Source organism: Photobacterium profundum (genome assembly GCF_003026285.1).
Taxonomy (GTDB): domain Bacteria; phylum Pseudomonadota; class Gammaproteobacteria; order Enterobacterales; family Vibrionaceae; genus Photobacterium; species Photobacterium profundum.
In genome coordinates this window covers 281,509-307,675 of sequence record NZ_PYOD01000002.1, presented here as the reverse complement: position 1 = coordinate 307,675, position 26,167 = coordinate 281,509, and the positions used below count along the sequence as shown (strand labels likewise).

Sequence of the window (26,167 nt, the reverse complement as noted above, 5' to 3'; positions counted from 1 at the left end):
CTATTTATTACTAATCATAAGCTAAATGGGCTACATCTTTTTAACGCTGTCTCGTTCTACTAATGTGGGCTCAAGTTGGATAACTTGGTTTGTTTCACGTTGGCTTTGGATTTTATCCAATAACGTATCGACGGCTTGTTGACCCAATCGATGCTTGGGCTGGTGAATGGTTGTTAATGATGGCGTTATGTATTTAGCCAATTTGATATCATCGTAACCCACAATAGAGATATCGTTAGGCACAGAAATGCCTTTTTTATTTGCTGTATTAATGACACCCATTGCCATCATGTCGTTACAAACGAAAAGTGCAGTTGGTAAACTACCTCTCGCGTAGAGATCTTCAAATGCCTTTTCACCGCCTTCACATTCGAAATTACCTGATGCAATCCAATTTTTATTGATTGTTAATCCAGCTTCTTCCATTGCTTGTACAAAGCCAGATAAGCGTTGCTGAGCTGGCAATTTGTCTAATGGGCCAGTTAAGCAGCCGATTTGAGTATGGCCTTGAGCAATAAGATGGCGGGTTGCTAAATAACCACCATGATGTGAGTTGTCTTGAATTTTATCGCTTGGAAAATCAATAGGCCCCCAGTCCATGACAACGGTCGGTACTGGCTGGTGACGAGCGAATAAATTGAATTCTTCATTGTCGACTTCGCTACACATTAGAAGCAAACCATCTACCCGTTTTTGTAGCAGGGTATCAAGGTTAGAGTGCATGCGAGCGATATCGCCTTCGGTATTACAGAGAATTAGGTTATAACCGTGTTCATAGCAGCGACGCTCAACACCTTTTACTACTTCACCAAAAAATGGATTCGTTGATGTGGTCACGAGCATGCCAAAAGTACGTGTGTTTTTTACTTTTAAACTACGAGCCAGCGCAGAAGGTGCGTAGTTCAGCTCGTCTACTGCGGCTAATACGCGAGTCGATATATCTTCACTGACGAAGCGTGTTTTGTTGAGTACGTGGCTGACTGTTGAAGTAGAAACTCCCACATGTTTTGCAACATCTTTAATTGTCGCCATTAAACTCTCCCTGACTCAATATCTGATCGCAGCTTACTATTTGAAAACGTAACTAAAATGCGTGCTGCGATTCAGATTTAATTGCTATTTAGCTGTGCTCAGTAAGAAATCGTTCTACTTCACTTAGGTGTGGAATCGATGTTTGAGCACCCATACGTGTTACTGAAATTGCAGCGGCAGCATGTGCAAAACGGATTGCGTCATCCATTTTACGACCTGCTTGTAAACCGGTCAAAAAAGCACCGTTGAATGTATCGCCAGCACCTGTTGTATCTGTAGCATCAACACGGAAACCTTCAACTTGTTGGCCTTTACCACCTTGGCTTATCCAAACACCTTTACTGCCCAATGTGATCATTACACATTTGATCCCTTTGGCATGAAGTGCATCAGCAGCTTGTTGTGCAGATGCCATATCTTCAACTTTGATGCCTGTTAGCAGCTCAGCTTCAGTTTCATTAGGCGTAATCATATCAACAAGTTGCAATAAGTCATCTGTTAATGGTTGCGCTGGTGCAGGGTTTAACACCACTTTGGTACCAGATTGCTTCGCAATAGTGGCTGCAGCTTCAATGGTTTCTATTGGTGTTTCTAATTGCATGAGTAACGTATTAGCATTGGCAATTAATGCGTGGTGAGGTTTAATACGTTCAGCGGTTAAGCATGCATTTGCTTCAGCTGAAATACAAATGCTGTTTTCACCCGTTGCTGCAACCTGAATCATCGCAATGCCTGTCGGCATGTTTTCTTCAACCATTACCGCTTCAGTATTCATACCTTCATTGGCAAATGTTTCTAGCATCTGATGACCAAAACTGTCATCACCTACACTCGCGATAAAGGCAATGTCTGCACCTAAACGGGCCGCAGCAACAGCTTGGTTTGCCCCTTTGCCGCCAGGAATAACACAATAGCTGTGACCATGTAACGTTTCACCGGGACGAGGAAAAGAAGCAACCTGAAGAACATGATCAGCGTTAACACTACCTAGAACAACTAACTTATTCATACAAAACCTTTCTTATTTGTGTTCTTTACCAAAACATATGGGTTAATACTGCAATGTGAGGCAGGTATTAAACGATGTATTTTGTGTTGATGAGGGGAGAAGTAAATAATCAGAAGAGTATCTAGAAATGAATTCCTAGATACTCACCATGGTATTGATTACTCAGTAACAACCTTTAGAGGTACAGGAATGCTTTTCTCAACAGATTCCCCTTTTAGTACCTTGACGGCTGTTTCAACACCAAGTGCACCAATTAGATCAGGCTGTTGGGCAATTGTGGCGCCAAGCATTCCGCGTTTAACCGCAGCAAGGCCGTCATCAGTGCCATCAAAACCAACAATCAGGATATCTTTACCAGACGCTTGAACAGCACGCAGTGCACCCAGTGCCATTTCATCATTTTGTGCAAATACCGCTTGAACATCAGGGTTTGCTGCTAGCAAGTTTTCCATAACGTTAAGACCTTTAGTACGGTCAAAATCAGCTGGCTGGCTACTTAGCAGATCCATTTTGTAGGTATCTACAGCTTGCATGAAGCCTTTACCACGTTCACGTGCAGCAGAGGTGCCTGCAATGCCTTCAAGTTGGATAACGCGAGCTTTTTCGCCCACTTTTTCCATGATGTATTTACCCGCCATCTCACCACCAGCAACGTTATCTGATGCAATGTGGCTTACTACTTCGCCACGGCTTGCGCCACGGTCAAGTGTTAGTACTGGGATATTTGAACGGTTCGCCATACGAATCGCGTTCGATACCGCATCTGAATCGGTTGGGTTAATCAAAATGGCTTTCACGCCACGAACAGTCAGATCTTCAACGTTAGACAGTTCTTTGCTTGGGTCATTCTGAGAATCAAGAACAATCAGGTTGTAGCCCAGCTCTTTTGCTTTCGCCTCAGCGCCTTCTTTCATGGTGACGAAAAATGGGTTATTCAGCGTAGAAACAACCATTGCCATAGTGTCTTGCGCAGATGCAGTCGTACTGAAAGAAGCCGAAAGAACAGCAGCAGAGATTAGGGTTGCTAACTTTTTCATTCTATATTCCTTATATATTTCGGGTCAGTTTGTTAGGCACAATAAACAAAGGGTTGGGGGTGTTTATTGTGCCAATGCTCAGAGGTTTATGTTTTCGAATTACTTATTTTTATTATCTACCAGTACCGCAAGCAAGATTACCACTGCTTTTGCAATCATTTGGTAGTATGAAGACACGTCTAACAGGTTTAGTGCATTGTTTAAGAAGCCGATAATAAGCGCACCTACTAGTGTGCCCATTATGCGACCTTTACCACCAGCAAGGCTGGTACCACCCAATACCACAGCAGCAATCGCATCCAGTTCGTATCCCATACCAGCGGTAGGCTGAGCAGATGAAAGACGAGAGGTTACGATGATGCCAGCAAGGGCAGCTAACAGGCCACAGATAGCGTAGACGCCAATCTTGACGCGATCTACGTTTATACCTGATAAGCGAGTTGCTGATTCATTACCGCCCAGTGCGTAGATGTAACGACCGAAGCGAGTGTGATTCAATAAATACCAGATTGAAGCAAATACAATAACCATTAGCCAGATAGGAACAGGAATACCCATTGCGTAACCTGTACCGAACCATGCAAAGCTATCTGCTACATCTGTAAAGCCAGTAGAAATAGGGCGACCATCGGTGTAAACCATGGTGACACCACGCAGTAATGTCATGGTTACTAAGGTGGCAATAAATGCTTGCACTTTACCTTTGGCTATAATGACACCACTGATAGCGCCTAAAGCTGCACCTGCTAGTAGGGCTGTAGGTACGGCAATGATGGCTGGAATTTCAAGACCAATCATGGTGGCGGCAAATGCTCCACACAAGGCTAATACAGAACCCACACTTAGGTCGATACCAGCAGTCAAAATAACCAGCGTCATACCTACTGCAATAATTGCATTGACAGAGGTTTGGCGAAGAATGTTTAAAATGTTGTCGACAGTAAAGAAGTTGGGGTTAAGAAAAGACACAACAACAATCAGTAAGATCAATGCGATCAGTGATTTTTGTTCAATTAACCATTCTTTAGTGAACAGCTTACCTGCTTTATTTTTTGAATCGTCTGTTTTGGTCATCGCGTTGCTGCTCATGCTGCTACCTCGTTGTTCTGCTCGATGGTTTTACCTACCGCGCAGGCCAGTAATTTTTCTTGATCGGCATCGGTTGCCATAAATTCACCGCTGATACGGCCTTCATGCATCACCATGATGCGGTCACTCATTCCCAGTACTTCTGGCATTTCAGAAGAAACTAAGATGATGCTCATGCCTTCAGCCTTAAATTGGTTGATGAGTTGATAAATCTCTTTCTTTGCCCCTACATCAACACCACGGGTTGGCTCATCCAAAATTAAGACTTTCGGGCGGGTCATTAATCCTTTGGCGATGGCGACTTTCTGTTGGTTACCACCAGAGAGGTTGCCAATGATTTGATCTCGCGTTGGGGTTTTGATGTTGAATAAGCGGATGAAATCTTCCACCGCGGTTACTTCTTCGTAATGTTTCAGCTGAACACCTTTAGAAAGCTGTTCGAGTGAACATAACGACATGTTCTCTTTTACTGATAACCCAAGTACCAGCCCATCACCTTTCCGGTCTTCCGATATATACGCAATTCCGTTCGCTAAGCCATCTTGTGGAGTTACTGGGTTAATGGTTTTACCATTAAGTTTTACATCGCCTGACTCACGCTTTAGGGCACCGTAAATAACTTTCATTAACTCGGTACGACCTGCACCCATTAAGCCTGAGACGCCTAAGATTTCACCGCGATCCAGTTTGAAGCTGACATTGTTGACACCAGCACCTGTCAGGTTTGTTACTTCAAGGCAGGTTTCACCGTGGCGCACATCAATACGAGGGTATTGCTCATCTAAGCGACGGCCTACCATCATTTCGATCAAGCCGTCTTCATCGGTATCGGCTACAGCGCGTTCACCGATGAATTTTCCGTCTCGTAATACTGTAATATCGTCGCAGATTTCGAAGATTTCTTTTAAGCGGTGCGAGATATAGACAATGCCACAACCTTCGTCACGCAACTCATTAATCACTTTAAACAGCGATTCCGTTTCGGTATCTGTTAGTGCATCGGTTGGCTCATCCATAATGATGACTTGAGATTTGAAAGATAAGGCTTTCGCAATCTCAACCATTTGTTGCTCACCAAGGCTTAACTCTCCCAATAACTGACGGGAGTGGTGTTTCACATTTAAGCGCTTAAGTAGAGCATCGGCCTCACGGTACATTTCTGTCCATTTAATGCCACCGAATGCATTGGTTTTTTCACGACCAAGAAAGATATTCTCAGCAATGGTTAATTCAGGGATCAGGTTCAGCTCTTGGTGAATTATGCTGATGCCTGCTTCTTGAGAGTGGCGAGGACCATCGAAGTTAACGACTTTTCCTTGATAGCGAATTTCACCTGCATCCATCGCATAGATTCCAGTTAAGGATTTCATAAGCGTCGACTTACCGGCACCATTTTCACCCATTAAAGCCATTACCTTGCCTGGGTAAACATTCAAACAAGCATTATCTAGCGCTTTTACACCAGGGAATGCTTTTTCAATGCCTTTAAGTTCTAAAATTGGCTGGTTCATGTCAGTTCCTTGCGATTATTCCGATAATCAGTGTGTCTTCAATTTTGTCTGTTCGTTAAACAACAGCTCTTCAAAACCTGTGCTTAAAAGACAACACCTGATTGGAAAATTACGTTCGCATAAGGTGTACATTCACCTGTGCGAATTACAGCTTTACTGTCTTGCGTATGCACTTTAAACGCTTCGTGGCTCACATAAGACAAAGTGATCTTTTTACCGCATAACAATTCTTCATTACGAATCAGTGTAACCAAGGCTTGATGTAGTTCTGGGCTGACTTGAGCAAATTCTTCTGCCATAACAACGCCTTCGATTTGCATTTCGCCTAATACCGCTTTAACGGTATCGATGAAAGTTGGCACGCCGGGTATTAAAGCTAGATCGATACGCTGTGCTTCATCAGGAATCGGTAAGCCTGCATCACAAATCGTGATCTCATCAGTATGGCCGAGAGTGGCAACAACGTAAGACAATTCAGCGTTGATGAGTGCGTTTTTTTTCATGAGTTACGCCTTAATTATTCGTAATGGTGATGCTTAAAGTATGTTGCCAGCCTTGGCGGTAAATCCTTTTAAATCGTGTTTCTCAGTCATCGAAACGGTTACGCAAACGTTTCGATGGGTGAAATGTAGAGTTAAATGGGATGTTTTGCACTTTTGTTTGTTACAAAATGTGATTCAGATCAGAACAAATATGCTTGGACTGAATAAATGGAGTTATGGATCACATGAGTTAATTCTTAAAGGGGAAGTAGGGGTATCTGAATGGGTTGTAATGGGTTATTAAATCGGTTTTATATCAAATGAGGCATTGTCAGAAGAAGAATGAAAGTTGTCTCGATTACGATACAAGATGGCGATGAATGTAGATTTATCTTGTCAATGTTTTGTAAAGCTTTGCAAAAAAATACGAATACCTTTGAATTTATAGATGGAAAAGGCTTACCATCACCACCCTTAACAGTTCTTGAATGGAATGCAGTTTGTCATGATCGCTTTGTCGATGAATACATGGTTTTTTCTATTATCGCTTGCTCCTGTGTCTGTCATCGCATTTTTATTCTCGTTGAAGGCAAAAAAGAAATGGTTAATGCGCATTTCAATGGTTGGTATGCTTATCTCGGTGGCGCTGCTAGGTATTTTGCAATATGAAGACTACAAGCACTTTACCGATTGTTTATTGGAAGGAAAAAACTACAGTCCACCATTGCAAATGTGTATTTTAGAGTTCCCTGGCTGATACCAACCTGGATAAGTTAATGCTCTACTGAGCATTAACACATGGTGGCAATAATCACTTGAGTTGAATGGAAACATGCATAGATTGGCGTATTGATATTCGTGTTTGTCTTTGTGAGGTTATCATTATCGACTAAGGCACATACTTCATCATCTTCACTTAAACCAACTGTAATTTCTGCTGATGTTTTATCCCGATTAATTGCTTTTATAGTGCCTTTAAGCTGATTATCGTAATCAAGTTTTGACGCTGGTTCGTTAAAAACAGTGATGGATGGCCCTTTGATCAGCGCAACTACATCTTTTCCAATAGCTAACTGTAGCCTTACCGTACTGCCATGCGTAATCGTGGCAGAAATACGATGGTTACTGGCGAGTTGAATAATGACTAAGTCATGTAATTCATAGCGTTGAATATCGCAAATAGTACCAAATAGTTGATTTCTGGCACTCGTTTGCAAAGAGAATTTAGACATAATGCCTAGTAAACTATGAAGTGGGGCATTTTCATCGTTGAGTGCTTTTAAGCCCATATCTTGAATCTTATCGAGCAGTTCATACATTTGTACTAAACGTTCGCCAAAATGCGTTAAGGAAGCACCACCACCGCCTTTACCCCCTTTCTCACTGGTGACCAGTGGCTCTTGCGATCGACTATTCATGTCTTTAATCGCATCAAAAGCGGCTTTATAACTGATACCAGCTTGTTTTGCCCCTTGGCTAATTGAACCTGTCGTATGCACTGCCTTGAGCAAAGCCACCCGTCGGGGATTAGCAAAGGTTTTACCGTTGGTAGAAAGGGTAAGAAGCGCGTCAAAATCCATCATTGCTAAGTGCGTACCTTTGATTAAAAACTAGAGCTAAATCAGAACGCTAAGGTTCAACTTGTCGTAAAGTATACCGCACAATGCATAAAGCAATTATTGTTTTATGTTCAAGTAACCTTTTAGTGAGTACCAACCATGCAAAATATTCTCTTTATTCTGAATGAAGCGCCGTACGGTTCAGAACGTTCTTTTAATGCATTACGGTTAGCAATTAATTTAAACGAACAGGAACATGAAGCAACACAATTACAGATATTTCTTATGTCAGACTCTGTAAGCTGCGCATTAGTTAAGCAGAAGCCAAGTGAAGGCTACAATATTCAGCAAATGCTGGATATTTTATTAGCACAAGGCGCTCAGGTGAAATTGTGTAAAACCTGTACTGATGCACGTGGCATGTCTGATTTACCTTTGCTCGAAGGGGCAGAAATTGGCACGCTGGATGATTTGTCTTTATGGACATTGAAAGCTGATAAAGTCGTTAGCTTTTAAAAGAAGAGCCTCACTGCATTTTTTACAATGCAGTGAGGCTATCTTTTTAGCTTCTTGTTTCTAATTATATTTTTGTTTACTTTTTTGAGCGACTTTACTTACCTTATCAATTTTTAGCTGATCAATTGATTAGTATGCATCTTGGCTTAACAAGTTATGCCGTTTTCAATGTTTCAGGTGTATCTGTTGGTGGTGTTTCAAGTAAACGATTTAGGCGAGGTGCCATAATCACACAAATTACGCCCACAACAGCTGCTGCAATGGCTAAGGCATAGAAGTAGTTGCCGTATGACACCAAACTTTCTACTGGGGTCATTTCCACACCTGTGTTTGACGACAAGCCAGCCACCCAAGCCCCTGCGACCGATGCAATTGCCAATGTCATATTCCAAGCACCGTAAATGAAGCCCCTAATACGACTCGGGAATAGTTTTGCGATGGCAGACAGACCCAGTGCAGAAATTAACAACTCACCAATTGCAAATAAGAAGTGAGGAGCTGCAATCCAGAATGGATTAAGCATGCCGTTTTCATCACCAAAGTATTGTGAGAAACCTGCACAAGCAAAGGCTGCTGAACAAATTAGCATTCCCAATGCAAACTTACCGGGCATGGATAAATCTTTTCCTTTTGCACCTAACGTGGTGTAAATATGCGCCAAAATAGGGCTAAGAAAAATAACCCACATCGGGTTGAATGATTGGTAAGACACCGGATTAATCGCGATACCAAATATTTCAGGTTCAATATTATTAATCGCAAAGAAGTTTAACGATGTTGGCATTTGGTTATACAACACAAAGAATGCCAGTGCTTGCCCCATTAAAGCTAAGCCTACAATCATCCGCATACGGCTTTCAGGTTGTTCTTTCTTCATTTCACGCATGATTAAGAACAAGATCGTTACTGCTGCTGCAGCCAATACAAACTGTGCCAATGGTAGGTTGGTCAGTAGGTAACTTGCCATTGCAACGGTCACTAATGCGCCAGATAGAAACAAACTGTTGGTTTTAAATGGAATCTTAAGTTTGTCGGCCTCTGATGCTGGGTTAATCTTCTTATGCATAATCCAGTAGGTGATAACGTTCACTGTCATACCTACGGCTGAAAGAATAAACGCTGCTGTCCACCCTATGTTATAAGCAACGATCGGAGCACCTAATTGGGCGATGAAAGCACCAATATTATTCACCATGTAAAACAAGGTATATGCGCCATCGAGCCTTGGGTCATCCTTCTCGTAAGACGCAGCGATAATAGTGGGAGGAGCAACACTACCAATACCACGACCAACAATAATGGTACCTAAACCTATAAACACATAAGTTGGTTGTGCCGTTAGGGCCGAGTACGCAATGATGAAATAACCTAAGCCTTGAAAGAAAAACCCCCATACTAAGGTACGTTTTGCACCAAGTACTTTGTCGGCTAACCAGCCGCCGACAAATAACAGTGCAGCACCAAGGGCAGCATATGCCCCAAATGTTGCGAATGAGGTCTTTTGATCAATACCGAGTTCATCGCCTAAAAAAACCGGCAAAATTGCCCATAAGCTGTAAAAAGATAATGCCCACCAAAACTGGCATGAACAGAGAATATAAAAGGTCAGTGGATGACGTTTTTTCATTGCTTATCTCCGATACTCAGCAGACTAAAGTGCATCAATAAAGAAAACTTTATATGCTTTGTAGAGCTCGTGAATGTCAAACTTAGAGGCAAGTTCAAACGGTGAATGCATTGAAAGCAGTGCCGCCCCTGCATCTATGGTATTAATGCCATAATGCGCTAGGTATTTAGCCACGGTACCGCCACCACCTTCGTCGACTTTGCCTAACAAACCTGATTGCCACTTGATTTCTTTATCATCAAACATGCGGCGTAATGCAGCGACATACTCGGCATCAGCATCGTTTGAACCCGCTTTACCACCATGACCGGTGTATTTGGTTAAGACCAAGCCATAACCCATTTTTGATGCATTTTGAACGTCATGAACCGATTCAAATAATGGATTTAAGCCAGCATTTACATCAGAAGAAAGGGCATAAGATTGCCATAAACAACGACGCATCATTTGATCGTTATATTGATTACCAAGTTGGCGGATAAGCAGCTCGCCAGTAAAGTATTCAAGATAGCGAGATTCAAGTCCTGTTGAACCTGATGAGCCAATTTCCTCTTTATCCACTAAGAAGCAAACAGCAGTTTGTTCTGGCATAGCAATATCGAAAATTGCTTCTAACGAGGTAAAAGCACAAATGCGATCATCTTGGCCGTACGCGCCTAGTAAGCCCCCATCTATACCTACATCGCGGGCTTCACCTGCGGGTACAAGCATTAATTCAGCAGAGATAAAATCTGGTTCTGAAATTTCATATTTTTCAAATAATTTAGTTAGAATATGATGCTTTACTTTGTCTTTAATCTTGTCGTCATTTACTTCCATTGGTATCGAGCCAACAATAATCTGAAGCTCTTCGCCTTTTAGGACTTCTGCTGCCGTACGCTCGCGCTGTACTTTTTTGTCTAGGTGGGGCAATAAGTCTGGAATAGTAAAGACAGGATCTTGTGGATCTTCACCGATGACGATGTCGACATTTCTTCCCGACTTAGTTGCAACAATGCCATGTAATGCAAGAGGGCGAGATGCCCACTGGTATTTCTTGATTCCGCCGTAATAATGGGTACGCATTAATGCGAGTTCACTTTTTTCATATACCGGGTTAGGTTTCAAATCTAAACGAGGAGAATCAATATGAGAAACCACATAACGAATACCGTCACTGATCGGTTGTTTACCCACAACCACTAATGCGACGTTCTTTTTACGGTTTACGAAGTAGACTTTATCGCCAGGGTTTAGTTGTTTAAATTCAGAGATGGGACGAAATCCCTTTTCTTCGGCCTGTTTAACACAGAGTGCTACGCATTGACGCTCAGTTTTCCCTTTATTGAGGAAATGCTTATAGTCTTCACAAAAGTGATTGATTTCATTAATACGTTCTTCATTGAGGTTAAGCCAACCATTGGTATATTGCAGCGTTTCCATTGCTTCACTCCGAAAGTTTAGTTGTTTTCGCGGTGGAGATTAGCATTAAGGAATAAATTTAAATTGTGAGCCCTCTCGTTTTATTTAATAAAAAGCAGCCACAGTAAAAATGACTTTTTTATCAATAGAATATATTGTTTTTTATGATTGTTGTAATTGCCGCTTAAGATGTAATTTTATATCCAAACATTTGTTTACAAATATTAATATTTTCAAGCTTGGCTGTTGGCAAGGTCTTGTCAGTAACGCTGATAGTGTAAAGCTATATGTTAAGTCTGTGAATTTTTACGAAATGCGATGATATTTATATGTTTTATATAATGTTTAGTTATCTTCGTTTTATCTCATTTTTTATTGGGGTATATATTCTTATTTTAGGTATTATTAAAACTAATCCGAAATCTTTCAGTTTTGTGAGTGGGTATTAAGATTTGGTAAGACTAAAAAAACCAAATAAAGTCATTTCTAAAGTTAGAATTATATTCTATCGCATTTATGCATACATTCCTTAACATAAACAACACATAAGTAACTATAAATTAAGAGGTTATGAAACATATGGTGTGGTGGTATGTCTATCATTATGCGCTGGATGTCATATTTTTTGTCTTTTTATAGGGTTTTATTCTGTAGTCGGATTTTGGTCACAAAAAAACATAGATTACTATTTATAATCACAATTCTTGGTAAGAGGTTGGTGTGTAGTCAATAAAATCGATACGAAATTAATATTAAAGCTAGATGGGTATCGTTAGATGTTTGTAGCGGTTTCTTATATAAGTTGAATGTTATTCTTCGTTTTGAATATTGTGTGAAATATTATTCACCAGTTTTAATTTCGGATTGTATTTAATGGTTAGCTTAATGTCATGTCGAATGCTACTGCCAATGCTTATTTTTTGATGATCGAATTCGGTGAAGTTATTAAGTGAAACTTGGTACTTCTATTAAATTAGGCTTTAAGTTTAAACCGGTGAAGGTATGTCTGAGCTCTATGATGTAATTATTATTGGCGGTGGTGCTGGCGGAATGTCAGCCGGTGTTTATGCCGCTCGTGGCAAAATGAAAACGCTTATTATTGAAGAAAAACGTAAAGCGGGTGGTCAAGCAGCAACAACCGATGAGATGGAAAACTATCCGGGTGTTCTGTCTGCTACTGGCCCTGAGTTAATGGATGCGTTCCGTGCTCATTGTGACAAATTTGGCGTTGAATTCACCAAAGGTATTGTGAATAACATTAGCGTTGCTGATGACGGCTACATAAAAACCTTAACGACCACTAAGGGTGAAATATTTCAGGCCAAAAGTATCATTATTGGCACTGGTGCTTCGCCACTGATTCTTGGTGTACCGGGTGAAAATGAATTCCGTGGTAAAGGCGTATCGTATTGCGCAACCTGTGATGCTGACTTCTTCGAAGAGCTGGATATTGTGGTTGTTGGTTCGGGTAATACCGCCGTTGAAGAATCCCTCTTCCTCACTAAATTTGTCAATAAAATCACCATGATTGTACGTCGTGATCACGGTATTTTAGCGGCAGATCGTACTGCCCAAGAACAAGCTTTTGCTAACGATAAAATCAATTTTGTATGGAATTCAGTTTTAGACGAAATTACTGGCGACGAGCTGGTGAATGGCGTCAATGTGAAGAACATTAAAACTGGTGAGATCAGCCATATCGAATCTGACGGTGTATTCATGTTTGTAGGCACAGTGCCTAAAACAGATTTCATCAAAGGGCTGATTGACTTGAATTCTCATGGTTACATTGTAACTAATGATAAACAAGAGACTAATATTCCCGGTATTTATGCTGTCGGTGATGTGACAGATAAATTCTTGCGACAGGTCGTTACTGCCGCAGGTGATGGTGCGGTAGCCGCTGTAGCTGCAGACCGTTATATCGAGGAAGAAGATAACTGGCGTAAATCAGTTGTCGATTTTGATGGCACCGCATTGGTTGCATTCTGGGCGCCACAAAACCAAGACAGTATCGATGTTATCAATCAGCTAGAAACGCACAATAAAGGTCAAGCTGGTAAGAACGTTGTCACAATCGATATCTTCAAAAATCAGAAAATTGCTAAGCAGTTTAATGTCTCTGAAATACCGGTTGTTATTCGATTCGACGCTGGGCAGGAAGCCAAGCGTGTAAATGTTAAGGATCTAAATGAGTTAGAAACTTTGTATTAAGGAAAAGCAATGATCGAACTTACCAAAGAGAATTTCGATTCTGAAGTCAATGTTAATGGCATTGTGATGGTCGATTTCTGGAGCGAAAGCTGCGTACGTTGTAAAGAGCTAATGCCCGATGTGGTTGAAATGGAAGCGAAATACAGCGAGCAAATGAAGTTCTGTAAATTGAACATTCAAGGTAATCGTCGTTTGGCTATGGCACAGAAAGTGATGGGCTTACCTTCGTTCGTGTTTTACAAAAACGGTGAGAAACAAACGCACCTTTCTGGTGAAGAATTAGAAGTTGAAGATATTGTGAATGCGATTGAAAGCTTTGTTTGTGAACAAGCATAGTCAGTAAACATTTATGAAATCAGCAAGTTGTAATAATGGGGTTGTATCAAGTAATTGACTGCAACGTAAGTTTAGTAATCTGTAATCCTTCGGAGTTAACGATGCTCAAAGATAAGAAAGTTATTATCTTAGGAGACAGAGATGGAATACCAGGACAGGCAATCGAAGCTTGTATTAAGTCTGCTGGTGCCCATGTTTTGTTCTCTACTACCGAGTGTTTCGTCTGAACCAGCGCAGGTGCTATGGATCTGGAAAACCAGAAGAGGATCAAAGGTTTTGCTGAAGAGTTTGGTGCAGAAAATATTCTCATCGTACTTGGCGGCGCAGAAGCAGAAGCTTCAGGCCTTGCTTGTGAAACCGTAACCAACGGTGATCCTACTTTTGCCGGTCCGTTAGCCGGAGTCCAGTTAGGACTCTCTTGTTATCATGTGGTTGAGCCGGAAATAAAAAATAATGTTGATGCTGACGTCTATGACGAGCAGATAGGCATGATGGAAATGGTACTTGATGTTGATGCAATCATTGCAGAAATAAAAGGGTACCGTGAGCAATTTGGGAAGTATGTTTTAGCGGAAGCTGAGGTGTAATTGTGAATAAAGAAGTGTTTGCTACCAAAACAGCGATCATTCTTGGAGACCGTGACGGCATACCTGGTCAAGCAATTGAAGCTTGTATAAAGACCACCGGTGCTCACGTTGCTTTCTCTACAACAGAATGTTTCGTCTGAACTAGCGCAGGCGCAATGGATCTTGAAAATCAAAAACGGATTAAAGCACTCGCCGACGAGTTCGGCGCCGAGAATGTAATTGTTATTCTTGGTGGTGCAGAAGCAGAAGCTTCTGGACTCGCGTGTGAAACTGTCACCACAGGTGATCCGACTTTTGCAGGACCATTGGCGGGAGTCCAGTTAGGACTTTCTTGTTACCACGTGGTTGAAGACGCAATAAAAGAAGCTGTCGACCCAGCTGTTTATGAAGAACAGATTGGGATGATGGAAATGGTTCTAGATGTCGATGCGATTAAAGCGGAAATGCAACAATACCGTGAAGAACCCGTAGAAGCATAAGTGCCACATTAAGCTGATCAGTCAGCTTGATATCTTCTCATCAATACCGATTCGAGTCTGATGACAGGCTCGAATCTCATATCCGGCTCGGATGCAGGAGTGACAATGGGATACGCAGTTATTAAAGGGGTGAGCTATGTATTGGCTCATACACCTGATATCTTGATTCACAATGGGTCGGCACAAGTTGCTGCTCGTGCTAAAAATGATCCTCAAGATAATTATTTAGCCAATCTAGGTACACATCTTCGTCCATTTTCTGACGTAGTGAGTTACCCCGCAAACCAATGTTATATCGGCAATATTACTCCCCAACAATTATCTGATTTACCTCAGCCTTGGTTCAATATTAAAGAATCTACATCGGCAGAAGGTAAATACGGCGAGATTAACTCGCAAGAACATTTCTACGCCATGTTAAACCACGTTGATGTGTTTAATTTGGTGTGCTTTACCGCTGAATTTATTGAAAAGTACCATAGCCAAATTTGTCATCATGCTTTGTACGGCGACACTGATTTATTAGCGGGTCATCAGCTGATTACGCGTGATGAAGTACTTGCTTTACATGAATCTCATCAAGCTGAAGTATTAATGCTTAATGGTGAAATTATCGGTTGTGTGAAAGCTGCACACGATGAAGATGAAAATCTTTCTGCCCATATCATGCTTGAAAATCTATGTACCAAAGCATCAGGTGTCATGTCTGCAATGAACCTGAAACGCCAAGGCATTGATGTGGCTGAGATTGACTACATTATTGAATGTTCAGAAGAAGCATGTGGCGATATTAATCAACGCGGTGGCGGTAACTTTGCTAAAGCGATTGGTGAAAGCGTGGGTTGTGTGACGGCAACGGGTTCAGATGTGCGTGGTTTCTGCGCAGCACCTGCTCATGCAATGACATTGGCCGCTGCACTCGTGAAAGCGGGAATTTTTAAAAACGTCATGGTTGTTGCTGGTGGTGCTGTTGCCAAATTGGGCATGAACGGGCGTGACCATGTGAAAAATAACATGCCAGTGCTAGAAGACTGCCTTGCCGGTTTTGCTTGTGTCGTCAGCGAAAATGACGGTGTTAGCCCAATGATCAATACCGACATTGTTGGTCGCCATCAGATTGGTACGGGTTCATCACCACAAGCTGTGATGACTGCATTGATTGCTAAGCCGCTAAAAGATGCGGGCATGGCAATGACAGATATTGATAAATATTCTGTTGAAATGCAAAACCCAGAAATTACCAAACCCGCAGGCGCAGGTAATGTTCCTGAGTCTAATTACAAAATGATTGCCGCCTTAGCCGTGAAAGAAGGACAGCTAGAGCGTACGCAGTTACTTGATTTTGTGAAAGAGCATGGCATGACAGGTTTCGCTCCTACGCAAGGCCATATCCCATCGGGTGTACCTTTCTTAGGCTTCGGTCGTGACATGATCATGAATGGTGAAATCAATAATTTCATGATGGTTGGTAAAGGTAGCTTGTTCTTAGGTCGAATGACTAACTTGTTCGATGGCTTGAGCTTTGTGGTTCAGAAAAACACAGGCAAACAAGCGGCGCAGTTCGATGAAGCACAAGTGAAGCAAATTGTGGCGCAAGCAATGCGTGACGTTGCAGAAAACTTACTTAACGCTAATAAGTGATTGGAGGTTGTTATGCAAAATGCCAATCAACAAGGCAATCAACACATCAATCAACAACTTTCTGATACCTTCAATGCGATGGCCGATGGCTTATTGTCTGGGCAATGTGCTCGTAAAACACGTATTGGTTTAACGCTTATTGGTAGCGAGTTAGGTGAAGCTGAATTGCTTCATGGCGCGCAGCTTGTGTCACGCCAATATAGTGATATCGAACTTGTTTTAATTGGTGGTGAGCAAGCGGGTGAGTTTGAACATCATCCTGCAAGCGAGCTAACTGAATGTCATCAAGTGATGGAGCAGTTATTTGCTGATAAACAAATCGATGGTTGTGTGACACTGCATTATGCCTTCCCGTTAGGGGTGAGCACGATGGGTAAAGTTGTTACGCCAGGAACTGGTCGTGAAATGTTTATCGCCTCAACTACTGGTACATCAGACACGAATCGTCAAGCTGCGTTGTTGAAAAATACTATTTACGGTATTGCATTAGCGAAAGCGAGTGGCATTGAAAAACCAAGTGTTGGTGTGTTGAATATTGATGGTGCAGCCCAGTGCGAACGTGGCTTAAAAGAGCTGCAACAGGCTGGTTATGATATTCATTTTGCTGACTCGTCTAGGGCTGATGGTGGTATTGCAATGCGTGGTAATGATTTATTACGCGGTACACCGGATGTCATGGTAACAGACAGCTTAACCGGCAACTTACTGATGAAGATGTTCTCATCTTTTACTACTGGCGGCAGCTTTGAAGCATCTGGCTTTGGTTATGGACCGGGGTTAAGCAAGGATGGCTGTGCTGATGGGCAATTAGTTAGCATTATTTCACGCGCTTCTGGTGCTCCTGTTGTTGCTGGCGCAATCCGCTTATGCGCAGATGCAGCAAAGGGAGGGGTAATGAAGCGAGTGAATGAAGAATGGGAAGCTGCATCATTAGCTGGCATTAACAATTTAGTTAATAAATACAAGCAACCTGTTGCTACTGACGCTAAATCAGATGTTAAGGCTGATGTTGTTTCCCCTCCTGAAAAAGTGACCGATACCGATATTGGCGGCATTGATATTTTAGAGATTGAAGATGCTTGTCAGGTGTTATGGAAAATGAACATTTTTGCCCGCACGGGTATGGGATGTACAGGCCCCATTATTCTGGTTGCCAAAGAAGATAAAGAAGCCGCTAAAGCCAAATTGGTAGAAGCGAAATATTTATAAGGTTTTATTTAGCGATAAACATACTAGATAAAGCATTAGATAAAAAACACGATAAGAATCAAAACATACGCTGAGCGCAAAACATTGATTGAATAAACGGTATGCGCTCTTACCGTCCACTTCTAAGGAAATTAGAGATGACAGATAAAGCAATGCGTCTAACGCAGATGACCAAAAAAGCAGGGTGAGCGGCCAAAATAGGCCCTAAGGCCATGGCGCAGGTTCTGCAGACCATTTCACCCCTGTTTCCCGAACAAGATTACCCCAACTTAATGGTTGGGCTGGCGGTAAGTGACGATGCTGCCGTTTATAAAATTAACGATGATGTTGCGGTTATTCAAACATTGGATTTCTTTACGCCAATTGTTGACGACCCTTACGACTTTGGTGCGATTGCAGCTGCAAATGCACTAAGCGATGTGTACGCCATGGGCGGACAAGTAACATTAGCGATGAATATTTTTTGCGTCCCAGTAGATCTTCCACAAGAGGTTGTTGGTCAGATACTGAAAGGCGGTGCGGATAAAGTCCGTGAAGCTGGAGCAGTACTGGTTGGTGGCCACACAGTGGAAGACGATGAACCAAAATTTGGTTTATCGGTTATGGGTATGATTCATCCATCAAAAGTGCAAACCAAAGCCGCTGTTGAAAGCGGGGATGTATTAGTACTAACTAAACCTTTAGGTACTGGCGTAATTTCTACCGCAGCCAAGCGAGGCAAAGCGAGCCAAGAGTCGATTCAAACGTCAACCGACAGTATGAAAAAACTCAATCGCAACGCGGCTCAGATTTTTGTTAAGTACCCAATTAAAGCATGTACTGATGTAACCGGTTATTCATTGCTAGGCCACGCCCTAGAAATGGCAGAAAAAAGCGATGTATGTATGCATTTCATTGCTGACCAAGTGCCATTTTTGTTGGGGGCAGAAGATTACGCAGCACAAGGTATTTTCCCTGGTGGCGCGAATCGTAACCTTGAAGCCTATAAAGATGATATTGAGTTTGCACCTGAATTAGATGAAAGCTGGCAACAAAAATTATGCTGCCCAGAAACCTCTGGCGGTTTGCTAGCAACAGTACCCAAAGATTGTCTCGAATCCTTATTACTTGAATTTAGCAATACTGGAGAATCATGTTGGGTGGTTGGCTACGCCGAATCAGGACGTGGCATCAAAGTTTCTTGATGCACCATTCTTGATACACAATTTGTGAAGGCGACAGACTTCCCCCAATGGACGCTTGTTTGGAGAAACAAATGAAACTCGAATTAGGCAATATTAATATTCGCGATTTGGCTTTTGGGTCAACCAGTGAAATTAAAGAAAACACGGTAGTAATTGATGAGCACGCACTGAAAGGTTACTTGTGTGAATTAGACCACCGTATTCGTTCTATAGAGCTAAGCATTGCAAAACCTGGTGATAGTACTCGTATTATGCCAGTGAAAGATGCCATTGAACCTCGCGTAAAAGTGTCTGGCGGTGGTGATATTTTCCCAGGTCGTCATCTGGGTGAAGAAACCATGGTTGGTGAAGGTCGTACCCATGTATTAAAAGGTATGGCAGTGGTAACAACGGGTGAAATCGTTGGTTTCCAAGAAGGCATCATCGACATGAGCGGTCCGGGTGCAGAGTTCACCCCATTCTCAAGAACATTGAACCTAGTTATTCAATGTGAAGTGGAAGAAAGCTGTAATCAGTATGATCATGAAGCCGTTGTACGCCTTGTTGGGTTAGAAGCAGGACGTTGGATTGGTAAGTTAGGTGAGCATATTACACCTGACGAAATCGAAACATACGAAACCAAGCCATTGCTAGAGCAAGCGGCACAACATCCTACACTGCCTAAAGTCGGTTATGTATACATGCTACAAAGCCAAGGCTTACTGCATGATACCTACTACTACGGCGTAGATGTGAAAGGTATTTTACCAACATTGATGTACCCAACTGAAGTTATGGACGGGGCAATCATTAGCGGTAACTGTGTATCGGCTTGTGATAAAAACACCAGCTATGTACACCAGAACAGCCCTGTGATTTATGATTTATATCGCCACCATGGTGTTGATTACAACTTCATGGGTGTGATTGTGACTAACGAAAATGTCACATTACGTGACAAAGAACGCTCCTCAAACTTTGTGGTTAAGCTTGCTAAACAAATGGGTTGGGATGCAGCAATCGTCAGTGAAGAAGGCTTTGGTAACCCAGATGCTGATCTAATGATGAACTGTTCAAAACTCGAAGCAGCAGGTATCCAAACTGTACTGTTAACCGATGAATACGCAGGACAAAACGGTGAAAGCCAATCACTTGCTGATTCACATAAGAGTGCAGATGCTGTTGTAACAAACGGTAATGCTAACCAGCTAATTACGTTGCCAGCGATGAACCGTGTTATCGGTCATGATCGCTATGCAGATATCGTTGCGGGTGGCTTTAACGGAAGCTTACATGAAGATGGTTCGATTACGGTTGAACTTCAAGCCATTATCGGCGCGACAAGCGAGTTAGGTTTCCATTTCCTAACAACCAAAGCCTGTTAAAGAGGATAGTCAGATGACACTTAGAGTTGTTTATTATTTGAACCAGTTTTTTGCCCAAAAGGGTGGCGAAGAAATGGCCCACATTCCAATGGAAGTGGTTGAAGGTTCTGTGGGTGTTGGTTCTCAAATCAATACTATGTTGAAAGACAAGGCAGAAGTAACGCATACCATTATCTGTGGTGATTCATACCTAAACGAAAATGAAAGCCTTTGCTGCCATAGCTTGCAAGAAATCTTGGCTCAACTAAAGCCAGATCTTGTTGTTGCTGGCCCTGCCTTTAACGCCGGTCGTTATGGTATGGCTTGTGGTACGGTAGCGAAAGTTGCTCATGAAATGGGTATTAAAACTATTTCAGGCATGTACGTCGAAAACCCAGGCTACGAGCTATTTGGTCAATACGCTTACATGGCAGAAACTGGCAACAGCGCGGCAAGTATGCGCCAAGCTATTCCTGCAATGGTGAAGTTGATCAATCGCTTTATTGAAACCGACGGTGAGCTAGGCGACCCTGCGGAAGAAGGCTACATGCCTCGCGGTATTCGTGTGAACTACTTTGCTGAAAAGCGTGGTGCAACGCGTGCGGTTGATTTGTTGATTGCTAAACTTGCGGGTCCTGAATTTACGACTGAATACCCAATGCCGGTATTTGACCGTGTAGACCCTCAACCAGCGATTGGGCTATTAAGCCAAGCTAAAATTGCCTTGGTTACATCGGGTGGTGTGGTACCAAAAGGTAACCCTGACCATATCGAATCATCAAGTGCATCAAAGTACGGTGAGTACAGCATTGAAGGGTTAGACACAATAACGTGTGCAACACATGAAACAGCACATGGTGGTTACGACCCTGTTGCATGTAACGATAACCCGAACCGTGTTTTACCTGTTGACGTATTACGCGATATGGAACGCGAAGGTGTCATTGGTAGCCTGCACAACATGTTCTACAGCACAGTCGGTAACGGTACTGCGGTTGCTAAGTCAAAAGAATATGGTGCAGAAATTGCGATGAAACTACAACAAGCAGGGGTGACTGCCGCTATATTCACCTCCACTTGAGGCACTTGCACACGTTGCGGCGCAACGATGGTTAAAGAAATCGAAAAAGTAATGCCTGTAGTTCACATAGCAACAGTAGTTCCTATCTCTAAAACAGTTGGTGCTAACCGTATTGTTCCAGCAATTGCGATCCCATATCCATTGGGTAATCCAGCGATGCAACCTGAAGAAGAGTTGTATAATCGCCGTCAAATTGTTGAGAAATCATTAGTGGCACTTCAAACTGATATTTCAGAGCAAACTGTATTCTAAGCAAATGTAAATCATACAGTAGATAAAAAAAGACCTGCAGATGCAGGTCTTTTTGTAGGTGTAGATTAAGAAAAAAATACGCACTACTTGTAAAGCAGCAAGGATGATCAGATTCTTATTTAGATTGGTATTAGTCCAGATGTAAGCCAAATGAACTCAAGCTTGATTTGATCAGCTGGCAATCAATAAGCTGGAAATCATTGCGTTTCTTTTCCTCGTAACGTTCAACAATGTTTGCTGATGTCAGTGTTAAATGACCGGGGTTGTTTTTACATAGCACTTGATAGCGCTCAATTGCTTGTTCTAGCGTATTCAGTGACTGGAAATCAAGCTCGTCATTGGAATGGCTTAATATAATACTTCTATAAGGTGTTTCATGCGGTTTAACACTGCCCGCGAGAGGATGAGAAATTATTTTTGCACCAAGATGAATACGATCTCTAGCAACAGTTAATACATCATACAAGGTGTTCTCCTGTGTATGATTGATACGACTAATCGTTTTACAAACTAAAGGGTTGTTCGTAATGATTTCAAACTTATCTAATCGCAAGATTATATTCCTAATATATAAATAACTTGTCTGTAATTATAAAATATACGATGAGATATGTTGTGTTGCCATGTCTTGTTTTATATAAAAGTGGCGTATTTATACGCTGTTTTTTTAATGCGGTAACTATAATGATTGCTATGTGTTAATGACTTGTTTTTGACAGTTTAAATCGGTGTTTATATGCAATGATGAGTACATTAAGTCGCACATTAAAAATGTTACTCAGTAGGCTAAATTAGAAATAAAATCAGGCATTTACTATCTTTGGCTATGACGTCACGGTTTTGTGTTTTATCACTTCTAAATCATCATCTTAATATGTATATTTAACCCATCGAAATACGGAAGTGGATGGGGTCTGGTGGCCCTCCCGGTCTTCAAAACCGACGTGAGCTGAATAGGCTTTGGCAGGTTCGATTCCTGCTCCTTCCGCCAAATTTTAATAGTATTAAAATTTACTATTAAAATAAAAAACCAATCAATTATTAAAATACGCATAGAGTGAAAAATATGCATATTTTATTCTTCTTAAAGAGGAAAGGTGGCATGGTGTGGTCTTAAATGACACCGTTCACAGTCTTCGATTCAGTGTTTCATTGTCTATTAAAAATACTGTTTTCTTCGCTTCTGTCCTCGCACCAATTATAAATAAGCTCATACTAAATCGTCCATAAATACTTAACGGTTAGGTTAATATTTGTTCAGTGAGTCTTATTAAATAACTATGAATAGTTATTTAATGTGATTGATGAAAACAGGTTTTAATTATGACTGTAAACGCCTTATCTGCGATACCTCAAATTGGTAAAATGTTAGAGCAACCCTTTCTATCGCCATATATCGAGCGCTTGAGTCAACCTGTTGTGGCTGACCTTGTCAGAGAGCAAGTGAATGGATATAAAAAAGATCATTTACGTAATCCTGAGCACGTCCCTTTTTCACTTGAAATACTATATAGCCGAATCGAATGTGCATGCTGGCAAGTCAATCAACAACGTTTACAGCGTGTTATTAATGGCACGGGCGTGATTGTTCACACAAATTTAGGGCGTTCGCCGTTAGATGCTGATGTATGGCAAGCGGTAACCGAAGTGAATACGCATTATAGTAATTTAGAAATAGATTTAACCACGGGTAAGCGCGGTAAACGTAAAGGGCTTTTGCAGCAATTAATGCACTATTTAGTCAAAGGTGAAGATACGTTAGTCGTTAATAATAATGCGTCTTCCATTTATTTAATGTTGCATGAAATCGCGAAAGGCAAAGAAGTTATTGTGTCGCGTGGTGAGCAAATTCAAATTGGTGGCGGTTTTCGTATTCCTGATATTTTAGCGCTATCGGGTGCCAAGCTGGTGGAAGTGGGTACAACCAATATCACCACTGTTGATGATTACCTTGATGCAGTGACTGACAATACCGCGATGGTACTCATTGTTCATACTTCCAATTTTAAGATCCGCGGCTTTACACAATCGCCAGATATTAAAGATCTTGCCGATCTGCTACCTGATCACGTGGTATTGGCCGTTGATCAGGGCTCGGGTACAACAACAGAAAATTTACCCGATGAACCCAGCGTAATGAGCTACATAAAAGCGGGTGCTGACTTGGTTTGTTTTTCAGGTGATAAAATCATTGGTGGTCCACAAGCTGGCATGGTGACGGGCAAGCAGTCGTTAATTCAACGTTTAGAGAAAAACCCGATGATGCGTGCCTTCAGACCAAGCCGTATCGTCTATTCCTTATTAGAAGAACTGGCGGTGCGCAAATTAAATCAGCTTAAAACGGGTCAAGGTATTGCTGAACGCTCTATCACTCAAGCTGAAGTTACACTCGAAAATAGAGCCCAACAGTTGGTGGAAGGTTTTGGTGAACGATTACGTATAGTGCGATCTGAAATGACGGTTGGCGGGGGATCGTTACCTGATCAACAAAGCCCATCGTTGTCGGTAGAAGTGAATGCCATCAGCTTATCTGCTGATAAAGTGTTAGAGGTTATGCGTAATTGGCCACTGCCTGCCATCGGGGTTATTAAGCACGATAGGGTACAACTAAATCTTGCCACAATTAGTGATGATGAAATCACATACCTTCGACAGCAATTGGCGGCACTGTTCGATCTTCCGCTCGAGATGGATCTCACAGGATCTTGTTCTAACGTAACAGATGTGAAGAAAGTGGAGGTTGCAATATGAGTTATGTCGTAGGTACTGCTGGCCATGTCGATCATGGTAAATCAGCACTGATCAAAGCTCTTACTGGTATTGAAACGGCCCATTTACCGCAAGAAAAGAAACGCGGTATGACTATCGATCTCGGCTTTGCTTTTTTTAAGCATAACAATGGTGAAGCGGTTGGGGTTATTGATGTTCCGGGTCATGAACGTTTTATCCGCAACATGGTAGCTGGGGTGTGGAGCCTAGACATGGTGCTATTTGTTGTGGCTGCCGATGAAGGTTGGATGCCAATGTCGACTGATCACCTTAAAGTTATCACCGCAATGGGGATAGAAAATGTCACCCTTGTGATAACCAAGTCTGATTTAGTCGATAAAGATATGCTCGCACTGGTGGAAGAAGAAGCGTTAGAGCAGTTTTTAGAAATCGGTGGTTTTATTCCCGATTCTCTCAGTGTTTCGGCCCATCAATCTTTGGGCATCGATGCACTTAAACACCATATTTGCCAAAAATTAGACACGTTTTCTCGCCCAGCTTTAGATTCATCAGCTACAGCACTTCAAGATAGCAAGCAGAAAGTAAGCCAGCAACAAGCAGGACGCCTCTACATTGACCGTGTATTTACCGTGAATGGTGTCGGTACAACGGTAACGGGTAGCTTGTGTGGTGGTGAATTTCATGTGGGTCAAAAACTGGTTATGCAACCGTCTGGCACTGAAGTACAAGTGAAGAGTTTGCAGTCATACCATCAGAATATCCAAACGGCATTCCCTGTTTCACGTGTCGCGATTGGTTTGAAAGGGATCAAGAAAAAGGATGTACAACGCGGTTTCTGTTTATTGGAATCGAAAGAAGGTGCCTTTGTTGCCGATGAGCTCATTGTTCGGTTAGACGCACTACCTGAACGTGGAAAATGTCGAAACAACAGCGAAGTAGAGGTCGCATTTGGTACGTTTAATACGTTAGCCACCATCTTCATGTTTAAAGGAACAAACCTTGCGCGGTTACGCCTAAAAGACCCTGCTTGCTGCTTTTGGAATCAACGTTTATTGCTGATCCAACATGGCGGCAGCAATATTGTAAATAGTGGTGGAATTTTATGGACGGGAGCAGTCCCTAAACCACTACGTAATAAGCTCTATGACTTACTGATGAACTTACCTGAAAAACCAGAATGGCGTGATTATGTCACACTCAACATGGCACTTTACGGGTATGCGAAAAAGGGCGGTCTAGCAGATAAAGAGCAATATCAAGAATGTGGCGAATGGCTATTCACCCCTGAGTGCTATCAGAGTAGTTTCGAGCATATTGTTGCGACTCTTGAGCACGAGAAAATCGATTTATCGGTTAATGAACTCAGTGGTAAAGTGCAGATGTCAGTGCCAGTTCTTAGTGACTTGTTAAAGCAATTAGTTGCTGATGGTAAGTTAAGACAAAATGACGATCTGTACTCACTAGGCAACGGGCGTAATGAAGCAGAACTTTCTTCTATTGCTAAACAGATCTTAAATAAGATGGTTGAAGCCCAAAAGCAAGGCTTTGAAGCAGAAAAAGAGAAATTACCAGGGGCTCAAAAAGAACTGCGCAATCTGGTTCGATTAGGTTTTGCTGTGCCATTAGAGGGTAAAATCTATTTTGAGAAAAACTTATACGACAGTTTAGTAACGGGCATTATTCAAGGTCGCCAAATTGATGATCGCTTCGATATTGCAGAAGCAAGAGAATGTGCGGGTTTATCCAGAAAATATATGATTCCAGTACTGAATCGAATGGAATCTGATGGCTGGATTAAGCGTGACAACAACGTGCGCCAAGTACTTCGGTTGCAATAGTTCTGCTGCA

General features: G+C 42.0%; 23 protein-coding genes and 1 tRNA gene. 14 read left to right on the top strand and 10 right to left on the bottom strand.

What is annotated here, in order from left to right:
• Positions 1 to 30: 30 nt before the first annotated feature.
• The 6 genes from C9J48_RS06260 to rbsD all read right to left on the bottom strand — a co-directional run bounded on the left by C9J48_RS06260 (position 31) and on the right by rbsD (position 6,181).
• Positions 31 to 1,032, bottom strand: a complete 1,002-nt coding sequence (locus tag C9J48_RS06260; protein ID WP_006229089.1) for a substrate-binding domain-containing protein — start codon at positions 1,030 to 1,032, stop codon at positions 31 to 33.
• A gap of 88 nt (positions 1,033 to 1,120) precedes the next feature.
• Positions 1,121 to 2,041 carry a ribokinase gene (gene rbsK, locus C9J48_RS06255; protein WP_006229090.1) on the bottom strand — a complete coding sequence of 307 codons (921 nt, stop codon included), beginning with the start codon at positions 2,039 to 2,041 and terminating at the stop codon, positions 1,121 to 1,123.
• A 158-nt stretch (positions 2,042 to 2,199) separates the two neighbouring features.
• Entirely contained in the window at positions 2,200 to 3,078 is an 879-nt protein-coding gene (gene rbsB / locus C9J48_RS06250; RefSeq protein ID WP_006229091.1) for a ribose ABC transporter substrate-binding protein RbsB, read from the bottom strand.
• Between the two features lie 99 nt (positions 3,079 to 3,177).
• A complete protein-coding gene (gene rbsC / locus C9J48_RS06245; protein ID WP_006229092.1) occupies positions 3,178 to 4,167 on the bottom strand; it encodes a ribose ABC transporter permease in 990 nt (329 codons plus the stop codon).
• Positions 4,164 to 5,678, bottom strand: coding sequence for a ribose ABC transporter ATP-binding protein RbsA (gene rbsA, locus C9J48_RS06240; protein WP_006229093.1), 1,515 nt, complete (start codon positions 5,676 to 5,678; stop codon positions 4,164 to 4,166). Before rbsA ends, rbsC begins: the two co-directional genes overlap by 4 nt.
• Before the next feature lie 83 nt (positions 5,679 to 5,761).
• The gene (gene rbsD / locus C9J48_RS06235; protein WP_006229094.1) at positions 5,762 to 6,181 is read right to left on the bottom strand and encodes a D-ribose pyranase; all 420 of its coding nucleotides are present in this window, start codon (positions 6,179 to 6,181) and stop codon (positions 5,762 to 5,764) included.
• A gap of 321 nt (positions 6,182 to 6,502) precedes the next feature.
• Between rbsD and C9J48_RS06225 the strand changes: the two genes are divergently transcribed.
• Entirely contained in the window at positions 6,503 to 6,829 is a 327-nt protein-coding gene (locus C9J48_RS06225; RefSeq protein ID WP_242610791.1) for a hypothetical protein, read from the top strand.
• 122 nt (positions 6,830 to 6,951) lie between these two features.
• Here C9J48_RS06225 and C9J48_RS06220 read toward each other — a convergent pair whose 3' ends face one another.
• Positions 6,952 to 7,743 carry a TOBE domain-containing protein gene (locus C9J48_RS06220; RefSeq protein WP_006229097.1) on the bottom strand — a complete coding sequence of 264 codons (792 nt, stop codon included), beginning with the start codon at positions 7,741 to 7,743 and terminating at the stop codon, positions 6,952 to 6,954.
• Positions 7,744 to 7,878: 135 nt separating this feature from the next.
• On the opposite strand from C9J48_RS06220, the gene C9J48_RS06215 reads away from it, so the two are divergent.
• A complete protein-coding gene (locus C9J48_RS06215; protein WP_006229098.1) occupies positions 7,879 to 8,235 on the top strand; it encodes a DsrE/DsrF/TusD sulfur relay family protein in 357 nt (118 codons plus the stop codon).
• 154 nt (positions 8,236 to 8,389) lie between these two features.
• Here the strand turns inward: C9J48_RS06215 and C9J48_RS06210 are convergent, their stop codons facing one another.
• Positions 8,390 to 9,862: an oligopeptide:H+ symporter gene (locus C9J48_RS06210; RefSeq protein ID WP_006229099.1), complete on the bottom strand. Its 1,473-nt coding sequence runs from the start codon at positions 9,860 to 9,862 to the stop codon at positions 8,390 to 8,392.
• 24 nt (positions 9,863 to 9,886) lie between these two features.
• Complete coding sequence (locus tag C9J48_RS06205; protein WP_006229100.1) at positions 9,887 to 11,284, bottom strand: aminopeptidase; 1,398 nt, start codon at positions 11,282 to 11,284, stop codon at positions 9,887 to 9,889.
• A gap of 981 nt (positions 11,285 to 12,265) precedes the next feature.
• On the opposite strand from C9J48_RS06205, the gene trxB reads away from it, so the two are divergent.
• From trxB to C9J48_RS06160, 9 genes are all read left to right on the top strand, one after another.
• The gene (gene trxB / locus C9J48_RS06200) at positions 12,266 to 13,477 is read left to right on the top strand and encodes a thioredoxin-disulfide reductase (protein WP_006229101.1); all 1,212 of its coding nucleotides are present in this window, start codon (positions 12,266 to 12,268) and stop codon (positions 13,475 to 13,477) included.
• 9 nt (positions 13,478 to 13,486) lie between these two features.
• Entirely contained in the window at positions 13,487 to 13,813 is a 327-nt protein-coding gene (gene trxA, locus C9J48_RS06195) for a thioredoxin TrxA (protein WP_006229102.1), read from the top strand.
• A gap of 101 nt (positions 13,814 to 13,914) precedes the next feature.
• Positions 13,915 to 14,400 carry a glycine/sarcosine/betaine reductase complex selenoprotein A gene (grdA, locus tag C9J48_RS06190; RefSeq protein WP_081450071.1) on the top strand — a complete coding sequence of 162 codons (486 nt, stop codon included), beginning with the start codon at positions 13,915 to 13,917 and terminating at the stop codon, positions 14,398 to 14,400.
• A gap of 14 nt (positions 14,401 to 14,414) precedes the next feature.
• A complete protein-coding gene (gene grdA / locus C9J48_RS06185) occupies positions 14,415 to 14,879 on the top strand; it encodes a glycine/sarcosine/betaine reductase complex selenoprotein A (protein ID WP_081450095.1) in 465 nt (154 codons plus the stop codon).
• A gap of 105 nt (positions 14,880 to 14,984) precedes the next feature.
• Positions 14,985 to 16,520 (top strand): glycine/sarcosine/betaine reductase complex component C subunit beta, encoded by a 1,536-nt coding sequence (gene grdC / locus C9J48_RS06180; RefSeq protein ID WP_006229106.1) that lies wholly within the window; start codon positions 14,985 to 14,987, stop codon positions 16,518 to 16,520.
• Positions 16,521 to 16,532: 12 nt separating this feature from the next.
• Positions 16,533 to 17,729: a glycine/sarcosine/betaine reductase complex component C subunit alpha gene (grdD, locus tag C9J48_RS06175; protein ID WP_006229107.1), complete on the top strand. Its 1,197-nt coding sequence runs from the start codon at positions 16,533 to 16,535 to the stop codon at positions 17,727 to 17,729.
• Between the two features lie 137 nt (positions 17,730 to 17,866).
• Positions 17,867 to 18,913: a selenide, water dikinase SelD gene (gene selD, locus C9J48_RS06170; protein ID WP_081450072.1), complete on the top strand. Its 1,047-nt coding sequence runs from the start codon at positions 17,867 to 17,869 to the stop codon at positions 18,911 to 18,913.
• 71 nt (positions 18,914 to 18,984) lie between these two features.
• Positions 18,985 to 20,277, top strand: coding sequence for a glycine/sarcosine/betaine reductase component B subunit (locus C9J48_RS06165; RefSeq protein ID WP_036802590.1), 1,293 nt, complete (start codon positions 18,985 to 18,987; stop codon positions 20,275 to 20,277).
• A 13-nt stretch (positions 20,278 to 20,290) separates the two neighbouring features.
• On the top strand, positions 20,291 to 21,589 hold the full coding sequence (locus tag C9J48_RS06160; protein WP_081450073.1) for a glycine/betaine/sarcosine/D-proline family reductase selenoprotein B: 1,299 nt from the start codon (positions 20,291 to 20,293) through the stop codon (positions 21,587 to 21,589).
• A gap of 130 nt (positions 21,590 to 21,719) precedes the next feature.
• On the opposite strand, the gene C9J48_RS06155 is transcribed toward C9J48_RS06160, so the two are convergent.
• On the bottom strand, positions 21,720 to 22,142 hold the full coding sequence (locus C9J48_RS06155) for a GrdX family protein (RefSeq protein WP_006229112.1): 423 nt from the start codon (positions 22,140 to 22,142) through the stop codon (positions 21,720 to 21,722).
• A 346-nt stretch (positions 22,143 to 22,488) separates the two neighbouring features.
• Here C9J48_RS06155 and C9J48_RS06150 point away from each other — a divergent pair.
• The 3 genes from C9J48_RS06150 to selB all read left to right on the top strand — a co-directional run bounded on the left by C9J48_RS06150 (position 22,489) and on the right by selB (position 26,157).
• Positions 22,489 to 22,580, top strand: a tRNA-Sec gene (locus C9J48_RS06150).
• A gap of 332 nt (positions 22,581 to 22,912) precedes the next feature.
• Entirely contained in the window at positions 22,913 to 24,340 is a 1,428-nt protein-coding gene (gene selA, locus C9J48_RS06145; RefSeq protein ID WP_006229114.1) for an L-seryl-tRNA(Sec) selenium transferase, read from the top strand.
• Positions 24,337 to 26,157, top strand: a complete 1,821-nt coding sequence (selB, locus tag C9J48_RS06140; protein WP_006229115.1) for a selenocysteine-specific translation elongation factor — start codon at positions 24,337 to 24,339, stop codon at positions 26,155 to 26,157. Before selA ends, selB begins: the two co-directional genes overlap by 4 nt.
• The last annotated feature ends 10 nt before the right edge of the window (positions 26,158 to 26,167 follow it).